This is a genomic window from Brevibacillus jepli, from assembly GCF_047229145.1.
GTDB lineage: Bacteria > Bacillota > Bacilli > Brevibacillales > Brevibacillaceae > Brevibacillus.
This window is the reverse complement of record NZ_JBFEFW010000007.1, coordinates 94,000-110,181: the sequence shown is the minus strand read 5'-3', so window position 1 is coordinate 110,181 and position 16,182 is coordinate 94,000. Positions and strand designations below refer to the sequence as shown.

Genomic DNA, 16,182 nt, shown 5'->3' with positions numbered 1-16,182 from the left:
GGCCATTTCATCGCAAAAGAGAGGCAGAAACCAATGATGGGTCAGGAGAAAAAAGCAAAAATTTTAGTGGATCGCAGCGGGCAAGGAGATTTCAAGGAGAGTATCTCTGTTCTCTTTAACCCTTCGGAATACAAGGTGGATGCTGCCAATAACTACTCATGGCAAAAAATTTTGGGTCAATCGGTACCAGTCGGGATGTTCACGAGCGGCGATATTGAGACATTGTCGGTTGATTTGTTTTTTGATACATACGAAGCCGGAGTAGATGTGCGTCGTTTCACCAATCAGGTGCTAGGTCTCATGGCTGTAGAAAAGAAGATCAGTACGCCTCCGATCTGCAAATTCGTTTGGGATAGCTTTCAATTTACAGGCGTGATCGACAAGGTTTCGCAGCGGTTTACGATGTTTCTTGACCAAGGTACACCGGTACGCGCCACGCTAAGCGTCACATTTAAAGGCACGAGCGTGAAAAAGTCCATGGACAATATCACTGGTGCAGCAGAAAAGCTCATGCAACAAACGGTCAATCAAGGGGATCAGCTGTATCTGATGGCTTATCGTTTGTACAGAGATGCTGCAAAGTGGCGAAACATTGCGAATGCCAATCGGATCGACAATCCCAGACTATTGAAGCCGTCTTCCACCTTGACTGTTCCTTTTTTGAGGTGATACAGGAATGAGCGAATTGAAATTGACGACAGACCGTCATTCCTTTGAAGAGCTACGCCAAAAGTATAACAACTTTCATTCACCAGCATTGGAAATACTCGTTGGAGGGAAAAAGCTGATCAGCCAGGCAGGTGTCGCTATTACCAAACTAACGATCAACTCCAGTCTGGAGGGAAAAGCGGATACGTTTTCGTTTTCGGTTACAAACGCTTTTGACACGGCAAAATGGGAGTTTCGTTGGGTGGATGATTATTTGGTTCCAGGCAACGAAATTGAAATCCAGATGGGGTATGGAACGGAGCTGTCCAGTCTCTTCTACGGACATATTACGGCCGTTACGTTTGCATGCGAGGAGACAGCTACCATCACGGTAAAAGGGATGGACAAATCGTTTCTGCTCATGGTCGATAACAAGTCTACCTCGTGGAATAAAAAGAAATACAGTGATGTCGTGAAAGAGCTGGGACAAAAATACGGATTGTCGACGCATGTGGACGACACAGTTCAAACGATCGAGACGATTACAAAAACCGTGTCCGAGACTGACTTTCAGTTTTTAAATCGCCTCGCTAAAATTTGCAATTACGATTTTTTTATTGTCGGGAAGAACTTGTATTTCCGTAAGCCGCTTAGCAACATGGCGCCAGTCCTCACCTTGATCTGGGGAGTTTCCTTGCGCAGCTTTTCGGTCGATGTCAACATTGCTTCCCAAGCTTCCTCTTATACCGTGCGCTGGCTAGATAATGAAAAGAAGACGGTGCTCCAGGAAGCCAAAGCAACGAGTTCAGATATCGGAAAGCTCGGGTCCAATTCGAAGACGAGTGCTGATCTGCTGCGTGCCATCGGAGATTACTTTGATAAATACGAGTCCACGAAAAAGCTGGACTCACCAGAGGAGATAAAAGCGGTTGCCAAGGCCCGCCTGAATCAACTCGCCATGAACCTGCTTGACGGCAGCTGCGAGGCCATCGGTCTGCCAGAAATTCGTGCAGGTCGGTATATCGCGCTGGAGGGTATGGGGAAAAAGCTGAGTCAGCCTTATTACATCACATCGGTCACACACACTATCGATGTAGCAGCCGGCTACGTCACGACGTTTCATGTGAAGGGAAATACGATATGAGCTTTGATCATTGGTTCTACCAGGATGAAATTACCGAAGAAGAACGGGCGAAAATCCATGGCGTAATCGTCGGCATTGTGACGAACAATGAAGACCCGGAAAAGCTCTCGCGAGTGAAGCTGAAGCTGCCTTTGGTTGACAACGAGCGGGAAACGGATTGGGTGCGAATTGCCACGCTTTTTGCAGGCAAGGATCGCGGAAGTCTGTTTATTCCAGAGGTAGGCGACGAGGTGCTGGTCGCTTTTCACTGGGGGGATGTACGCGAGCCATTTGTAATCGGGATGCTCTGGAATCAGGAAAACAAAGGCCCGGAAATGGCAGAAAAAAACAACATTCGAAAAATCAGGACGAGGGCAGGCCACGAAGTCATTTTTGGCGATGATCCGAATGACGGGAAGATCACGATTGCCACGAAAAAAGGACAGCAGGTGGAGCTGTCAGATAAGGATGAGAGCATCGTACTCAAGGAGAGCAGCGGAAACCACCAAATCTCCATCAAAGGCGGCAGTGCCAACGAGGTTACGGTGAAGAGCGGATCAAGTACGATCACGTTGAATGCCAAAGGGCAAGTAACCATTCAGTCAGACACATCGATTACGATCAAGTCCACCCAGCTGAATCTGGAGGCGCAGGGAGCCATGACGATTAAAGCAGGAGCGTCCTTGAATATCAAGTCTGACGGAATGGTGGGAATCAACGGTTCGGTGATCAAGATGAATTAATTCATGGGGGGATTCCATGCAGCAGCCATTCGGTGAAAAAGGATGGAAGTTCCCTATTCAGGTGGATAAAGCAACAGGGCGTATTCGCTTGTCCGACTACGAGGAGGACATCGCAGAAGGGATTCGGATCATCCTCTCCACGGCAAAGGGTGAGCGTGTGATGCGACCGCAATTCGGAAGTGGATTGCAGGGGTTCATGTTTGACGGCACGGACGGAACGAGTCTGGCACTGCTCCAGTCGGACATCGCTGAAGCCATCATGATCTGGGAACCGCGTGTGCGAGATGTACAGGTGGAAGCTAAGATAGACAAGGCTCATTCAGAAATGGTCAATGTGACGATCAGCTATACGGTACGAGCGACCAATAAAGGCTATCAACTGTTGTATCCTGTCCAACGCCTCGGTTCAGGTGGATAGCGCAGGTGTTACATGAAAAAGGAAGGAGGTGGGTTGTGTGAAACAGCCTTTGGTCGATCCGCGGGACAAGCAGGCAGTGATCCGAAAATTGCGTGAAATGGTGCCGTTCTATACTCCTGAGTGGAGATTCACTCCTGACGATCCTGATCCGGGAACGGCTTTATTTCTTCTTTTTGCGGACATGCTGATGAATAATCGCGAACGTTTGAATCAGGTGCCTCATCGTAATTTTATTGCTTTTCTCAATATGCTGGGTGTCGGAATGGCCCAGGCGAGGCCGGCAGAAACCTTTTTGACATTCGAGCTGAGTACGGGCGTGCCAAAGCCTGTGTGGATTCCGGCAGGCACAAAAGTTTCGGGACAGTCTGACGAAGGCCATGAAGTTGTTTTCGAAACAGATCAGCCTATCTTGGCTACCCCCTCCCTTCCGACAGACCTGTTGTTTTCCAATGGAAGTCGAGACTTTTTGACAGATGTGACGAGCTGGCTTGGTGGAAATGCACCGCTCCCTCTCCTAGACTGCGAGGCTTTGCCAAATCACCAGGAGCATTGCTGGTATTTGGGGCACAAAGACTTGTTTTGCCTGGGAGATAGAGCATCGGTTCAGCTCACGATGGTTTCAGATCAGGAGCGCTACCTGGAATCGCTCTTGACAGAGAAGCTGGCGAATCCGGAGCTGGTCGAGTGGGCGTACTGGTCAGCGGAAGAATGGATGATGTTCGACAACATCGAGGCAGATCAAAATCGGCTGCGCTTGGAAAAAAAGCAGCTGAAAAAATGGGAGCATAGCGAGGTGCAAGGTATAGAAAATCGTTGGCTCCGCTGCCGAGTGAAGCCAGGCATGATCCATGAATGGATGGATAAAGGCGGGAACCTTTCCCTGACCCGAATTCAGGTGAAGACGGATTATTTGCCTTCAGCTGATCCCGCCGGACTTACACCTGACATGCTATTCTCCAATGATGTGCAGGTCTCTGGAAGTGGCTACCTTGCGTTTGGCGAGCAGCTTGCGCCATACGGCATGTTTTTTTTGTCCTGTGAGGAGGCACTGACGAAGCCTGGAAGTACGGTTGAGCTACGATTTCGAAAGAAGATTGTGCCTTATGCAGCTACCCATCAGGTGGAGCCGGAACCGAAATGGAAATGGATCATGAAGGAGTCTGCCTTTGACCCACCTGCGACGACACCGGTAACCGTCAGCAAGGTGGTATGGGAATACTGGAATGGCAGTGGATGGATGGTTCTCCTGTCGGGAGAGGAACGAGAGAAGCTTTTTGCTGGTTCCGATTCGGAGGAGGTAGTCGTCGTATTTACTTGTCCAGATGATTTGCAACCAACAACGGTCCAATCACAGCCGGGATATTGGATTCGTGTGAGAATCCTCCAGGTGGAAGGCTTATATGGCCCGAACCCTGTATACATGGCCCCGTGGCTGGAAGACATTCGACTCAGCTACTCGTACCGAGAGCCGATGCATGAACCGGAAGCGAGTCTAACACATAACGACTTGGACTGGCAGCAGCCTATCATCACGGGCAATCAGGCTAGCTTCCAACCGTTTTTGCAGACCGAATGCCAGCATCCGGCTGTTTACTTCGGCTTTGAACAGCCGCCATTACAAGGACCGCTCTCCTTCTACTTTTCTTTTCTGCCGATGGAAGCCAGTCAAGCGTCCGCTCCCGTTGTGCAATGGGAATACGTGCGCGGAGGCATTGGGACGATAAGCTGGGCTAAGCTACAAACGATTGATCAGACCGCTGGTTATACGGAAAGTGGGACAGTCCGTTTTGCTGGTCCTTTTGATATGGAAAAAAGCAACATGTTTAATCGCGAGCGATATTGGATTCGCGCAGTGAACGTCGACAATCGTCTGGGGGGACGGGCTACAGATGCTCTGTATCCTGTGCTAAACGGCTTTTCTCCGAATACGGTACGTGCAGTTCAACAGGAGACCATCCGTAATGAAATGGCGGATCGGATCTCCGAGGGCCCACAAGCCGAGTACAGACTCATTCGTCATCCAGTCATTTGGGAAGAGGTATGGGTAGATGAGACAGGCTTCTTTTTGTCGAGTGAACGGAAGAGCTGGCTGTCAAATCCAGAAAATCGGGTCGACATCGTCTATGATTCTGACGGAAATGAACACAAATGCTGGGTGCTGTGGAAGCGTGTTGGGCATTTGCACGATTCTGGCCCGGATGATCGCCATTACTGTCTGGAGAGCGCTACGGGAAAAATCTTGTTTGGTGATGGGCGACATGGTAGAGAGCTGCCGCAAACCGGGCTCGGTTCCGTGAGAGTTACGTATAAGGTTGGAGGAGGAAAAGCAGGGAATTTGCCAGCAGGGAAGTTGAATCGGCTGGAACAATCCATTCCTTTCGTCCAAGCAGTCAGCAACCCGGTGGCAGCGATCGGGGGAAGTGACAGGGAGTCTCTGGCGGAGGCTTTGCAGCGTGGCCCACAAACGATCAAGCATCGCTCCCGGGCAGTGACGGAGGAAGATTTCGAATGGCTGGTCCGTGAAGCGCATCCGGGGATTGCCAAGGTGAAGTGTCTTCCGAATCGGAACAGCCTCCTGCAAAGAGAAGCAGGGCATGTCACCGTGATCGTACTACCCGCAGCAGGAAGCTTCGGTACGCACTTTTTGGAGCTTAGGCGTTCAGTTACGAACTACTTGCTTACCCATGCAGCCGCGACAGTCGCATCCCTCGAGCGAATACATGTCGTGGAGCCTGTCTATTTGGAGATAGCTGTGACCGCAGAGCTGGTAGTGGGGTCTTTGGAAGAGATCGTGGAGGTTGAGCTTGCGACCTTGGACAAACTCGCGCGATTCCTCGACCCGATCTCGGGAAATTTGCATGGTGGAGGCTGGGAAATCGGTCAGCGTGTGCACCCCTCGCTCCTTTTCGCCTTGTTGAAATCTGTAAAGGGAGTTCGCTTTGTGGATCACCTGACGCTTGCTGTATTTCGGACGGAGAATGGGCAGAAGAGGGAAGTTCTGGCTTCTGAATTCGAAACAATCATACACGGCATCGTCACAGAAGGTGCGCATCGTATAAGCGTACGCGTTCACTGAATGGAGCTATTGTCCCTCACTAACATTGAAAAAGGAAGTGTGCGCTATGCTTCCATCCAAGAATCTGGATGATCGCTACTTTGAAGAGATCGTAGAACAAGCGAAAAACGGTATCACCAAGCTGCAACCAGAGTGGGGCGATCACCGACATCACGATCCAGGCATTACGCTATTGGAGATGTTCGCTTGGTTGATGGAAATGCAGCAATACTATCTCAACAGGATAACGGAAAAGAACGAGCGGAAATTTTTGCAGCTGATGGGTGTACGCCCAGAGAACCAGAAATGTGCGACGACTGATGTGACGTTTTTTGGCGTGTCAGAAGAAGCGATTCTTCCGGAGAAGACGAGATTGTTCGCGGGGAATCTTCCTTTCGAGACGGAACATTCGCTTGTTCTGGTACCGGCCAGCCTGGACCGTGTTCTGGTTCATACAGAGAGCCAAACGACGGATGTGAGTTCATCCAATGCGCATAACGGTGTTTCCTACTATGCGTTTGGGCAGGAACCGAAGACAGGCAACCGGATCTACCTGGGCTTTGATCAGCCGCTGCCAGTAGGGAAGGCAGTCTCCATCGGTTTGCGATTGTTTGAGGACTACCCAGTTCCCATCGTTCCACTAACGCCTACTTCTTTTTTCGTACCATCTGCAAGTCTGGTTTGGGAGTATTACGGACAGAACGATCGTACCCAACAAATGGGATGGAGCCCGATATCCCGAGTCTCGGATGAAACGATGAATTTCTCCTTTTCGGGACGAGTGCTGATAGAGCTGGAAGGGGAAATGAAGCCGCTCATGCTTTACCCGGCCAATGATCAGCCGAGGTTTTGGCTCTGTGTGACAATGCGTGCAGGTCGATTCGAATTGGCTCCTCGCATGGAAAAAATCGAGCTGAACACCGTGAGCGTCGTCCAAAAAGAGACCTTCAGTGAAGTGTGGGAGTTTGATGGTACGGGTCAAGCGGAGCAGTCGCTCGTCCTCACAAGCTCGTTGCCGTTAGACGGTACAGTAGAGGTTCAATGGAAGGAGGGGCGTGGCTGGTACAGTGGATGGGATGAGGATGAGCCAGACCAAGCTGATACGGGTGTTTTTTCGTATCGCGTTTTTCGTGATCCAGGTCATGGAACGACAACCATTCGCTTTGGGAGCGAAATGCCTGTGGGCAGTAGAAATATTCGGGTCATCGCCTATCAAAGTGACTGGGCAGGGCAACGGTTAGTTGGGGAGAGCAACGGTTTGCCGAATCAAGTATTTCGCCTGAATACTCAGTCGATCTTGCCTGAATCGTTGGTTATTCAGGTGGCTCGTCAGGTCGAGGACAGTCCGTTTCCATTTTGGGAGGACTGGACGCTGGTCACTGATTTTGACCGATCGGGTCCACAGGATCGCCATTTTATGCTGGTTGATTCGGACGGGTCTGAAGTGGTGTTTGGCAACAATGAGCACGGAGCCATTCCTGAAAGGGTGGAAGGCATGGCAGGCATTCGGATTATTTCCTGCCAGTCAGGCGAAGGTGCGAAGGGAAATGTACAAGGAGATCAAATTACCCGCTTCCTACCACGTAATCGACAGCGAACCGCTGTGGAAGTGACCAATCCCCGTCCGGCCAGCGGGGGAAGTGATCGCGAAACGATCGATCAAGCCAAACGCAGGATGAGAATGGAATGGAAAAAACCGCAGCGGGCCGTTACAGCTGAAGATTATGAGGCCATCGCGCTTGCGGTACCCGGATTGCGTGTGGCCCGCGCCAAGGCAATCCCACTGTATAGAGTAGGGGAGCTGGGAGCTTCGGAGCAAAATGCTGCAGCTCAAATGACTGTCGTCATCGTCCCGTTCAGCGATCAGCCGACACCACTGCCAAGTGAAGGCTTCCTGCGGACCGTTCGCCACCAATTGGAACAACGAAGGCTGCTGACGACAGAAGTCCATGTAGTTGCACCAGCCTATATCAAAGTGACTGTATTCGCCACAATTGTCGTGGACCCCGCGTTCGCAGACAAAAAGCAGATCGTGCTACAGGCACTGAAGCAGTATTTGACACCGCTGGATGTACACAATCCTTCGACTCATCAGGGCAAAGGATGGGAGTTCGGACGCCCTGTTTATAAAAGTGATCTCTACGAGGTGTTGAATCAGATCGAGGGTGTGCTGTATGTGACGGATTTGTGGATTGCAGCGGAGGGCACGGGCATCATCAGGGATGAAGGGGGAGATATTCAAATTCCGCCTCATGCGTTGGTGTACTCAGGAGAGCATGTGCTGGAGCTTGTTATGGATAGAGAAAGGTAGACCGGAGCGAAGGGAGGAGTGGGAGTGGATGCTATGAATCGGTTCTTTTCCCTGAACAATCCGACCGATTGGCAGCGAGGGGCCTGGTATAACCTTCAGGTCGCCCATGAGGGGATCACGCTGAAAAAGACGCCCGAATATGTGATCGATCATGTGAATCAGGCTGGGACGACGCATCATTCGCGACTCTTGGATTTTGCCGTTGCACGCGTGGGGTCGCTGCTTTGGCTGGATGATGGCGGGCATATCACGAAATACGATGATGGGAACAACTTCAAGGAGACCGTATTTCGCGCTGGACACGGGTTGTTTTCAAAAGAGTCGGTTCTCGTTGCTAACGAAGAGTACCTATACATCATCAACCCCGAAGCGAAGCGAAAAGTCGGTGCCTATTCCATAGCCAACGGCCAGTGTGTGTGGAGCTGGGAAGATGGGGGAGAGCAGCGGCTGTATCCATTGGATGCAGGGCTGGATGAAGAAGGGCATCTTTATATTGCGACACCAGTGGTCGATGGGCGAGATAGCTTGCAGGAGGAAATAGCGGAGGGAACCCAAATCGTCATTCTTCGGTTGAACCGGGCAGGGAAAGTAGAGTCTACATACGTGCATGCAGACTTGAAAGTATCAGAGACAACCAGACTGCGTGAGATCAGGCGAAGAAGGCTGTTTCGCTTGTCAGTCGCCGACGCAGGCAGTACCTATTTATTTATGTTGCAGTCGAATCAGGTGTTTCAGTTTACAGCGGAAGACTCCCGTATGTGCACCCTGGCGATACCGGAAGGAGCCAAGCCTGCTGGATTTGCAGTTGGTCCAGGTCCCATTCTGTACGTGGGGGATAGTCGTTCCATCAATTCGGCTCATGACAATACCCGATTCATTTTGCGTTTTCAACCGACAGGAGAAGCGCTTGCGCCATTGACCAGCTATCGAGGGAGAGCAGACAAGCTCGTTTTTGACAGCCAGCAACGGCTGTATGTTTGGGACGCCCCCAAAAATGTCCTGACCATGCTGAAGCTCGTTTCGCGCACGTCCAGCCTGGATACGACCGGAATACCGATGGGCTTGTACTTCTCTCGCGCATTGGACAGTACGGAGTATGAAACGGTTTGGCACAAATACACGATGGATGCAGACATGCCGGAAGAAACACAATTACTCGTCTCGACGTTTTCTTCCGACCGAAAAGAACATGTGATCAATGGAGCCGTACGTAATCTGGATGATTTTTTGTTGGCGCCCGATGTAGACTGGCAAACGAAGCTGCAGGGAACGGCCAATCTCTGGTCGGAGCCGATAATCAATGCCACTGATGCGCTGTTTCTTTCTACGAAAGGACGCTATTTATGGCTCAAAATCGAATGGCTCTGTACTGATCGTCATTCCCCGTTGCTCAAGCAAATGCGGATTTACTCCCCACGCGATACGTTTTTGCGTTATCTTCCGGCTGTTTATCAAAGTGAACCTGCGAGTGCTGATTTTTTGGAGCGCTTCCTCTCACTCTTCGGGACGTTTTACTTGGAGCTGGAGGAACAGATTGATACCATCTCTCGTTTATTCGATCCAGATACGACGCCTGGCGAGTTTGTTCCCTGGCTGGCTTCCTGGTTAGGGGCGGGAAAAGAAGATCATTGGACAGAGGCACAGCGCCGAGAGCTGATTCGTCGCGCGCCCGTGCTGTACGCAGAACGAGGCACTCGGGCTGGCTTGGAAAAGATGGTGGAGCTGTACACCGGGGAGCGTCCAATGATCGTTGAATATTTTCAGATCAGGGACATGAAAGCGATCCCGGAGCTGCACGAGCTGATCTCTTCGCTGTATATGGATCATCCGTACCAATTTTGCCTGATCGTCTCGCAGGAATGCGCGAGAACAGAGCAGGAGCAATCGGTTCTGCAAAAGATTTTGGAGGATCAAAAGCCTGCTTTTACAGAGGCGAAGCTCATCGTTCTGCGGCCAGGCATCTACGCCGATATCCATAGCTACGTGGGCATTAATTCTTACTTGACTGAGCCATCCTTCCTTACACTCGATCAAAATTTATCCATGCCATACAACACAGTGCTGAGCGGCAGGGATCGCAGTAGACGAATCGACTATGACACGAGGATCGGCCTGGATTCTGAGCTGGAGTAGGCACGCCAAGATTTTATGCAAAGTGAGGTGTTTGGGATGAAGAATCTGCGCTATTTTCCCCATGAGCGAAATGTGTATTTCAAAGGGAAGCTGTTGACCGTCAGAGATTTCGAATCAGAACAGCGTTATTTCAATGACAAGCGTCGACTCATCAATCGGTTGCTTCACGGAGGTGGAGTCGTCTGCGGGCTACAGGTTGTCGCTGTGGACGAAAAGCAGATCTCGGTCGAGGCTGGGGTCGCTCTCGATTATCTCGGGAGGGAAATCGTGCTTCCTGAGCCGGTGAAGCTGAAGCTGTCCATGATGGAAGGCTTTAGCAACAACGATTACGCGAAAAACGTGTACGTCTGCTTGGCTTATGATGAAAAAGGCAAGGAGCAGGTCTTCTCTGTTTCCGAATCCGTCGAGCAGGAAATGGCTGAATACAACCGGGTCGCTGAAGGATATCGGCTTTTTATCAGAGAGGAGGCTCCACATCCTGCTTCCATCGAAGGAGTGCAATTGGTGGAGCAGAGAGTGCTGCTGTACGCAGATCCACAGGTGCGGATATGGCAGGCTACCCCACGTTACGTCAGCCCAGGTGAAGTATTTTCACTACAGCTGCACATCGAGAAGACCGTTCAAACCTCGCGCGTGCATTTCCAATACAAGCTGGATGCACCAGGACTGACTGTCTTGGAAAGAAGTGAAGGCCAGGTCTCCTTTTTGGAGCCTGTTGACTCGAAAGAAACGGATTACGTCATCTCTATTCCGATCAAGGCTGGCAGGGATCGCGGATCAGTAGAGCTGTCTGTGGTGGGCGGCAAGGCTGAAGTACAACTTGGCGATCGTTTGGTGTATACCGAGCTCGTCTCAGTAGGAAAAATCGAAATCACGACAGACGATCTGGTAGAGAGGCTTGTGTCGGATTACTACAATCGCAAGCTGGATCAGGTAACACATGCCAACGAACAGCCCTTTCTGTATTTGGCAAAAGTATGCCTGCTGCAAATGAATGCGACCTATGTGATCGAGAAGGTTGTTCCTGTTCCGTTTGGTGAGTATGTGTATACCCCAGCGCTTTTGAAAAAGCTTGCGTTGCGTGCACAGGTGGGGAAGCAGGCTGAGCAGGGGGCTCCTGCGGATTCCTTTCGCGTGACCACGCGCGTAAAAGAAATAGCGGCAGGGGATAAGCCGCGGTTTGATGTGAGCTACGATGATTTGGCATCTGTGTATCAGTTTGAGCTTGAACTGCCTCGCTCAGGAAAAGCAAATGAGCAAGTAGCCACTGGTGTGGTGGAAATACCGATTGAGCCTTACTCGTCCAATTGGCCGTTTGGCGTCAAGGGCGACAATCGTTATTTTTCGGAGGAGCTGAAGCACTCCTTGGGAAAAGGAAACGTGTATGTAAGTGCAGGAATCGAGGATTTCCATACAGATGTGATCGATGAGCTGCTCTCCCAAAACGAGCAGGTGATGTATGGGCAAACAGGTGTATTTGACGATTCGGAGTATACGACAGATGCCGCTCATTTTGCCATCGGGGTGATTGTCTATCCACAGAAAGGCACCTTTCGGATTGGTGTCCAGGTCAAGGGGCCCGTGGAAGTGGATCGGGCGCGGATCAGATGGTGGGCGATCAAGCCATTGGCAGCTGGGACAGAGGACGATGCGTAATCATATTCGCACGAGTCGCAAGGTTTGCTACCATTTGGATTTATGCTAAACTTTCATATAGTAAGTACATAACAGCGTAAGACGGGAGGAGATCCAATGGCAACACATATTTCAGATCATTCCGTTTTGAACAACGGGGTGAAGATGCCCTGGCTGGGTCTGGGTGTCTGGAAGGCAAAAGACGGAAACGAAACGTTGGCCGTCCGTTCCGCGATTGAGGCAGGCTATCGCAGTATTGACACAGCAGCTATCTACGGCAACGAAGCTGGTGTAGGCGAAGGAATCCGTCAAGCCGGGATTGATCGCGATCAATTGTTCATCACGACCAAGGTATGGAATTCGGATCAAGGCTACGAGTCAACGCTGAAGGCTTTTGATGAAAGCATGAAAAAATTAGGCATCGACACGCTGGATTTGTATTTGATTCACTGGCCGGTACAAGGCAAGTATGTAGATACGTGGAGAGCCTTGGAGAAGCTGTACCGAGATGGCTATGTACGAGCGATTGGAGTCAGTAATTTTCACAGTCACCACCTCGATGATTTGCGCCAACATAGCGAGATTGTCCCGGTTGTTAACCAAGTCGAGTATCATCCATTGCTGACCCAAAAAGAATTGCATGCGTATTGCAAAGAGCACCATATTCAACTGGAGGCATGGAGCCCGCTGATGCAAGGAAACCTCGACCATCCTCTACTGGTTGAATTGGGACAAAAATATGGCAAGTCTCCCGCACAAATTGTGATCCGCTGGGATTTGGAAAACCAGGTAGTCTCGATTCCGAAATCGATTACGCCAGAGCGCATTCGCCAAAATGCAGATGTTTTTAACTTCTCACTCAGTGCAGAGGATGTAGAAAGACTAAATGCGTTGAATGAGAACAAGCGATTTGGGCCAGATCCAGACAATTTCAATTTCTAAACGAATAACCATACAGCAAAAAGGGAAGCCGTGACAGAGATCGGCTACCCTTTTTTGCGTACGTGCCTTTGATAGGCTTTTATTTTGCTGTACATCGATTTGTCGGCAAGCTTGAGAAACAGTGTAATGTCAGGACGCAGATTGGCTTCGATAATCCACACCCGACCGTTTGAATCAATGCCCATATCAAACCCGAAGACCTGCTGGTGCGTATAATAGCGGGCCAGACGATTCGCAGCGAGTATGGCGATTCTTCGCAAGCGGGCAATAATAGTAGAGTCGGAAGCACCGCGGATCGTCGCGCGTTGAATAGCGGTACGGATTGGTAGTACCTTCCCTTTGCTTCTTTTGATATTGGTGATGATGTAGCCTTTGCCAGCTACTTTTGCGAGGATACCTGTGACGGTCCAGGGAGAGCCTGGTCGTCTTTGTGCCATCACTCTAACATCGAACAAAGAACCATTGGCGCGGGCTAACGGTATACAACGCTGGATCAGATACGGGGTTGTCATTTTTTTGCGAAGATACTGATACGTTTCCTGCTTGCCACGCACTGTGCGGCGTGTGGGTCCCCGTTGAACGCGATATCTGCCCTTGGTTTGTCGAGTGACTAATATGACTCCAGCCCCACCACTTCCCGATGCTGGTTTGGCAATCACCTTTTTGTATTGATCAAGAAAAGCATACAGAGACTGTTTGGAAAACCGACGTGTCTTGGGTAATGCGGAAACAAGCGAAGGGCTTGCCCGCAGCACGCTATACTTTGTCAGTTTTGTCTCACTTTTTTTGCCCAATGAGGTCATTCCCCCAATCGAGATATGAAACGATTCGATTCTGCTGTCAGTGTATGTCCTATGTTGTTTCAGCGCTTGTGGGAATGTCCTCATGGATTCGCTCTTTACTATGTTTTATTTTTTCGTATACTGAAAAGTAGCATATTCGTTTCATCAGACGAAACGATCGGAACTATGTAGGAAGCAGGTGTCAAACGTATATGGAAGAAGAACAAAAAGCAAACGTTCGGGCGGTCGACCGGGCTTTGGATATCCTGCTCTGTTTTACGGAGGCTACGGATCTAGGTCTGAGTGAGATATCGAGTCGACTTTCCCTGCATAAGAGTACCGTGCATCGTTTGCTGGCAACATTGGAGAACAAGGGCTTTCTCATTCGAGATGTTCAGACAGAGAAGTATCGACTCGGGTTTCGGGTGTGGGAGTTGTCCGCCAACTTATCGCAAAACGACGATCCAGCTACACTGCTGTTGCCGGAGATGGAGCGCTTGCGGGATTTGGTGGAGGAAACGATCAGTCTGTACGTGCGGGATGGTAATGAGCGGATACGCGTACAAGCTGTTCAAAGCAAGCAACCGATTCGCAGGGTGGCACCAATCGGGGCGAGAATGCCACTTGCGGTAGGTGCTTCCAGCAAGGTGCTTGTTGCATACGCAGAGCCTTACATTTTGCAGGAGGTCATCAGCGATCCGAATTGGCCTGACTATGTGAGCAAGGAGTCTTTTATCGAGCAACTGGATCAAATCAGGAAGCAAGGCTTCGCGACCAGTGTGGAGGAGCGGGAGCTGGGTACAGCAGCCGTAGCCGTCCCGATATTCAACCGCAACGGACAATTGGTCGCGTCCATTGCCGCGTCGGGCCCATCCAACCGCTTGACTCCTGAGAAAATGAGCCAATATGCTCCGTACATCATGGAGGCAGCATATCGGATGGGAAAAATGATGAAATAACAAGGTAGCCAGTCAAAACACAAGCAAAGTGTTTGACTGGCTTTGTTTTTTTGAATCGAATCATTAAATTCAATGCAGGTAAACGACATGGGGAAGGAGTATACTATCATAAATGGGAAGATAAACCACAAAAGCACAAGAAAGAGAGAACGGTATGAAAAAAATTATTCTAATCGCCATTAGCGTGTTCATCATGATGAGTGTATTGACGGGCTTCGATTCTAAATCAACCAGCACGCTGCAACAGTCATTGAATGCTAACATAGTTCCTGTTTCAAATATGGAGCTTCCTGCAAAAACCATCATCGGATTTGGTGAAGCCACGCATGGTAACAAACAATTTACTACGCTAAGGTTGGACATTTTTAAACATCTGGTGGAAAAGCAAGGATATCGCGTTTTTGCCATAGAAGGCGATTTCGGCGGAGGACAAAAGGTCAATGAATATATTTTAGGAGGCAGCGGAACAGCACAAGATGCGGCAAAAGCAATCGGATTTGCGATTTACAATACGCAAGAAATGGCTGAGCTTCTCTCTTGGATGCGCTCCTATAATGAGAAGCAGGCTGCAAAAGACAAAATTCATTTTTATGGCTTTGACATGCAACGCTACGACTATAACAAAAACGGGTTATTCTCCTACTTAAAAAAGGTTGATCCGGCACTTGCCTCCAAGTATGCAAGTGAACTTGTGAATCTGAATGATAAAACGGTGTACGATCAAAAACAGGCCCTCGTACAGGAGGGGCTCGCCCATATGAAAGACTTGATGGAACGGATGAAAGCAAACAAATCCGTTTATCTCGCAAAAAGCTCTGAGAAAGAATATGAGTTGGCTCTAGCTTTTGCGGAGGCGATCAAACAAAACGCTACACTACGCGGAACAAACGCGAACTATAGCAATACCCGTGATCGCTATATGGCCGAAAAAGTGATGTGGATCTTATCCTTTGAAAAGAAATATTACGGCCGCGAAAACATGTTCATAACAGGACATAATGGACACATTGAAAAAACCTCTACCTCCATGGGAATGACAACCTGCATGGGTGCACATCTTGCAAAAACCTTAGGGGATCAATATTACGCCATCGGAAGTGAATTCTACGAGAGCACCTTCCTTGCGAAGGACGCCATGACGAATGAGCGAAAAGAGTTTACGGTAAAAAATAGTGGGAGCGATCGGCTAGCTGTTTTGTTTGCGCAGACAAACATGAAGGATGGATTCCTGGACTTTTCAAAGACAAGGCAGGATGTAAATTTCACGGCTTACTTGAATAGAGCCCAGCCCATCAGCGCAATCGGTGACGCTTTCAGCGGCTTGTATGGAAAAATGGAGAAGATGTATACGCTGCAGATGATTCCAGCAAAAGCTTTTGATGCGCTCATTTTCGTTAGGACCGCTACTCCTTCGGTCATGATTACGGATTAAA

The 16,182-nt window shown here is 49.8% G+C and carries 12 protein-coding genes; 11 read left to right on the top strand and 1 reads right to left on the bottom strand.

Going from position 1 to position 16,182, the window contains the following annotated elements; all coding sequences use genetic code 11:
- The first annotated feature begins 33 nt into the window (after window positions 1-33).
- The 9 genes from AB1L17_RS09790 (at window position 34) to AB1L17_RS09750 (ending at window position 13,008) form a co-directional block, all read left to right on the top strand.
- Entirely contained in the window at window positions 34-669 is a 636-nt protein-coding gene (locus AB1L17_RS09790) for a CIS tube protein (protein WP_412844644.1), read from the top strand.
- Between the two features lie 7 nt (window positions 670-676).
- Window positions 677-1,792, top strand: a complete 1,116-nt coding sequence (locus tag AB1L17_RS09785; RefSeq protein WP_412844645.1) for a phage late control D family protein — start codon at window positions 677-679, stop codon at window positions 1,790-1,792.
- Window positions 1,789-2,514 carry a phage baseplate assembly protein V gene (locus AB1L17_RS09780; protein ID WP_412844646.1) on the top strand — a complete coding sequence of 242 codons (726 nt, stop codon included), beginning with the start codon at window positions 1,789-1,791 and terminating at the stop codon, window positions 2,512-2,514. The genes AB1L17_RS09785 and AB1L17_RS09780 overlap by 4 nt, the downstream gene beginning before the upstream one ends.
- Window positions 2,515-2,530: 16 nt before the next feature.
- Window positions 2,531-2,932 (top strand): gp25 family contractile injection system sheath assembly initiator, encoded by a 402-nt coding sequence (locus AB1L17_RS09775; RefSeq protein ID WP_412844647.1) that lies wholly within the window; start codon window positions 2,531-2,533, stop codon window positions 2,930-2,932.
- A 37-nt stretch (window positions 2,933-2,969) separates the two neighbouring features.
- Window positions 2,970-6,008, top strand: coding sequence for a putative baseplate assembly protein (locus AB1L17_RS09770; RefSeq protein ID WP_412844648.1), 3,039 nt, complete (start codon window positions 2,970-2,972; stop codon window positions 6,006-6,008).
- Window positions 6,009-6,054: 46 nt separating this feature from the next.
- Window positions 6,055-8,298 (top strand): putative baseplate assembly protein, encoded by a 2,244-nt coding sequence (locus AB1L17_RS09765; protein WP_412844649.1) that lies wholly within the window; start codon window positions 6,055-6,057, stop codon window positions 8,296-8,298.
- Between the two features lie 33 nt (window positions 8,299-8,331).
- Window positions 8,332-10,431: a phage tail protein gene (locus AB1L17_RS09760; RefSeq protein WP_412844747.1), complete on the top strand. Its 2,100-nt coding sequence runs from the start codon at window positions 8,332-8,334 to the stop codon at window positions 10,429-10,431.
- A gap of 36 nt (window positions 10,432-10,467) precedes the next feature.
- The gene (locus AB1L17_RS09755; protein ID WP_412844650.1) at window positions 10,468-12,087 is read left to right on the top strand and encodes a hypothetical protein; all 1,620 of its coding nucleotides are present in this window, start codon (window positions 10,468-10,470) and stop codon (window positions 12,085-12,087) included.
- A 96-nt stretch (window positions 12,088-12,183) separates the two neighbouring features.
- Window positions 12,184-13,008: an aldo/keto reductase gene (locus tag AB1L17_RS09750; protein ID WP_412844651.1), complete on the top strand. Its 825-nt coding sequence runs from the start codon at window positions 12,184-12,186 to the stop codon at window positions 13,006-13,008.
- A gap of 44 nt (window positions 13,009-13,052) precedes the next feature.
- Here the strand turns inward: AB1L17_RS09750 and AB1L17_RS09745 are convergent, their stop codons facing one another.
- Entirely contained in the window at window positions 13,053-13,802 is a 750-nt protein-coding gene (locus AB1L17_RS09745) for a YheC/YheD family protein (protein ID WP_412844652.1), read from the bottom strand.
- A 200-nt stretch (window positions 13,803-14,002) separates the two neighbouring features.
- On the opposite strand from AB1L17_RS09745, the gene AB1L17_RS09740 reads away from it, so the two are divergent.
- Together AB1L17_RS09740 and AB1L17_RS09735 are read left to right on the top strand one after the other, a co-directional pair.
- On the top strand, window positions 14,003-14,749 hold the full coding sequence (locus AB1L17_RS09740; RefSeq protein WP_412844653.1) for an IclR family transcriptional regulator: 747 nt from the start codon (window positions 14,003-14,005) through the stop codon (window positions 14,747-14,749).
- 154 nt (window positions 14,750-14,903) lie between these two features.
- Window positions 14,904-16,181, top strand: a complete 1,278-nt coding sequence (locus AB1L17_RS09735) for an erythromycin esterase family protein (RefSeq protein ID WP_412844654.1) — start codon at window positions 14,904-14,906, stop codon at window positions 16,179-16,181.
- Window position 16,182 lies beyond the last annotated feature (1 nt).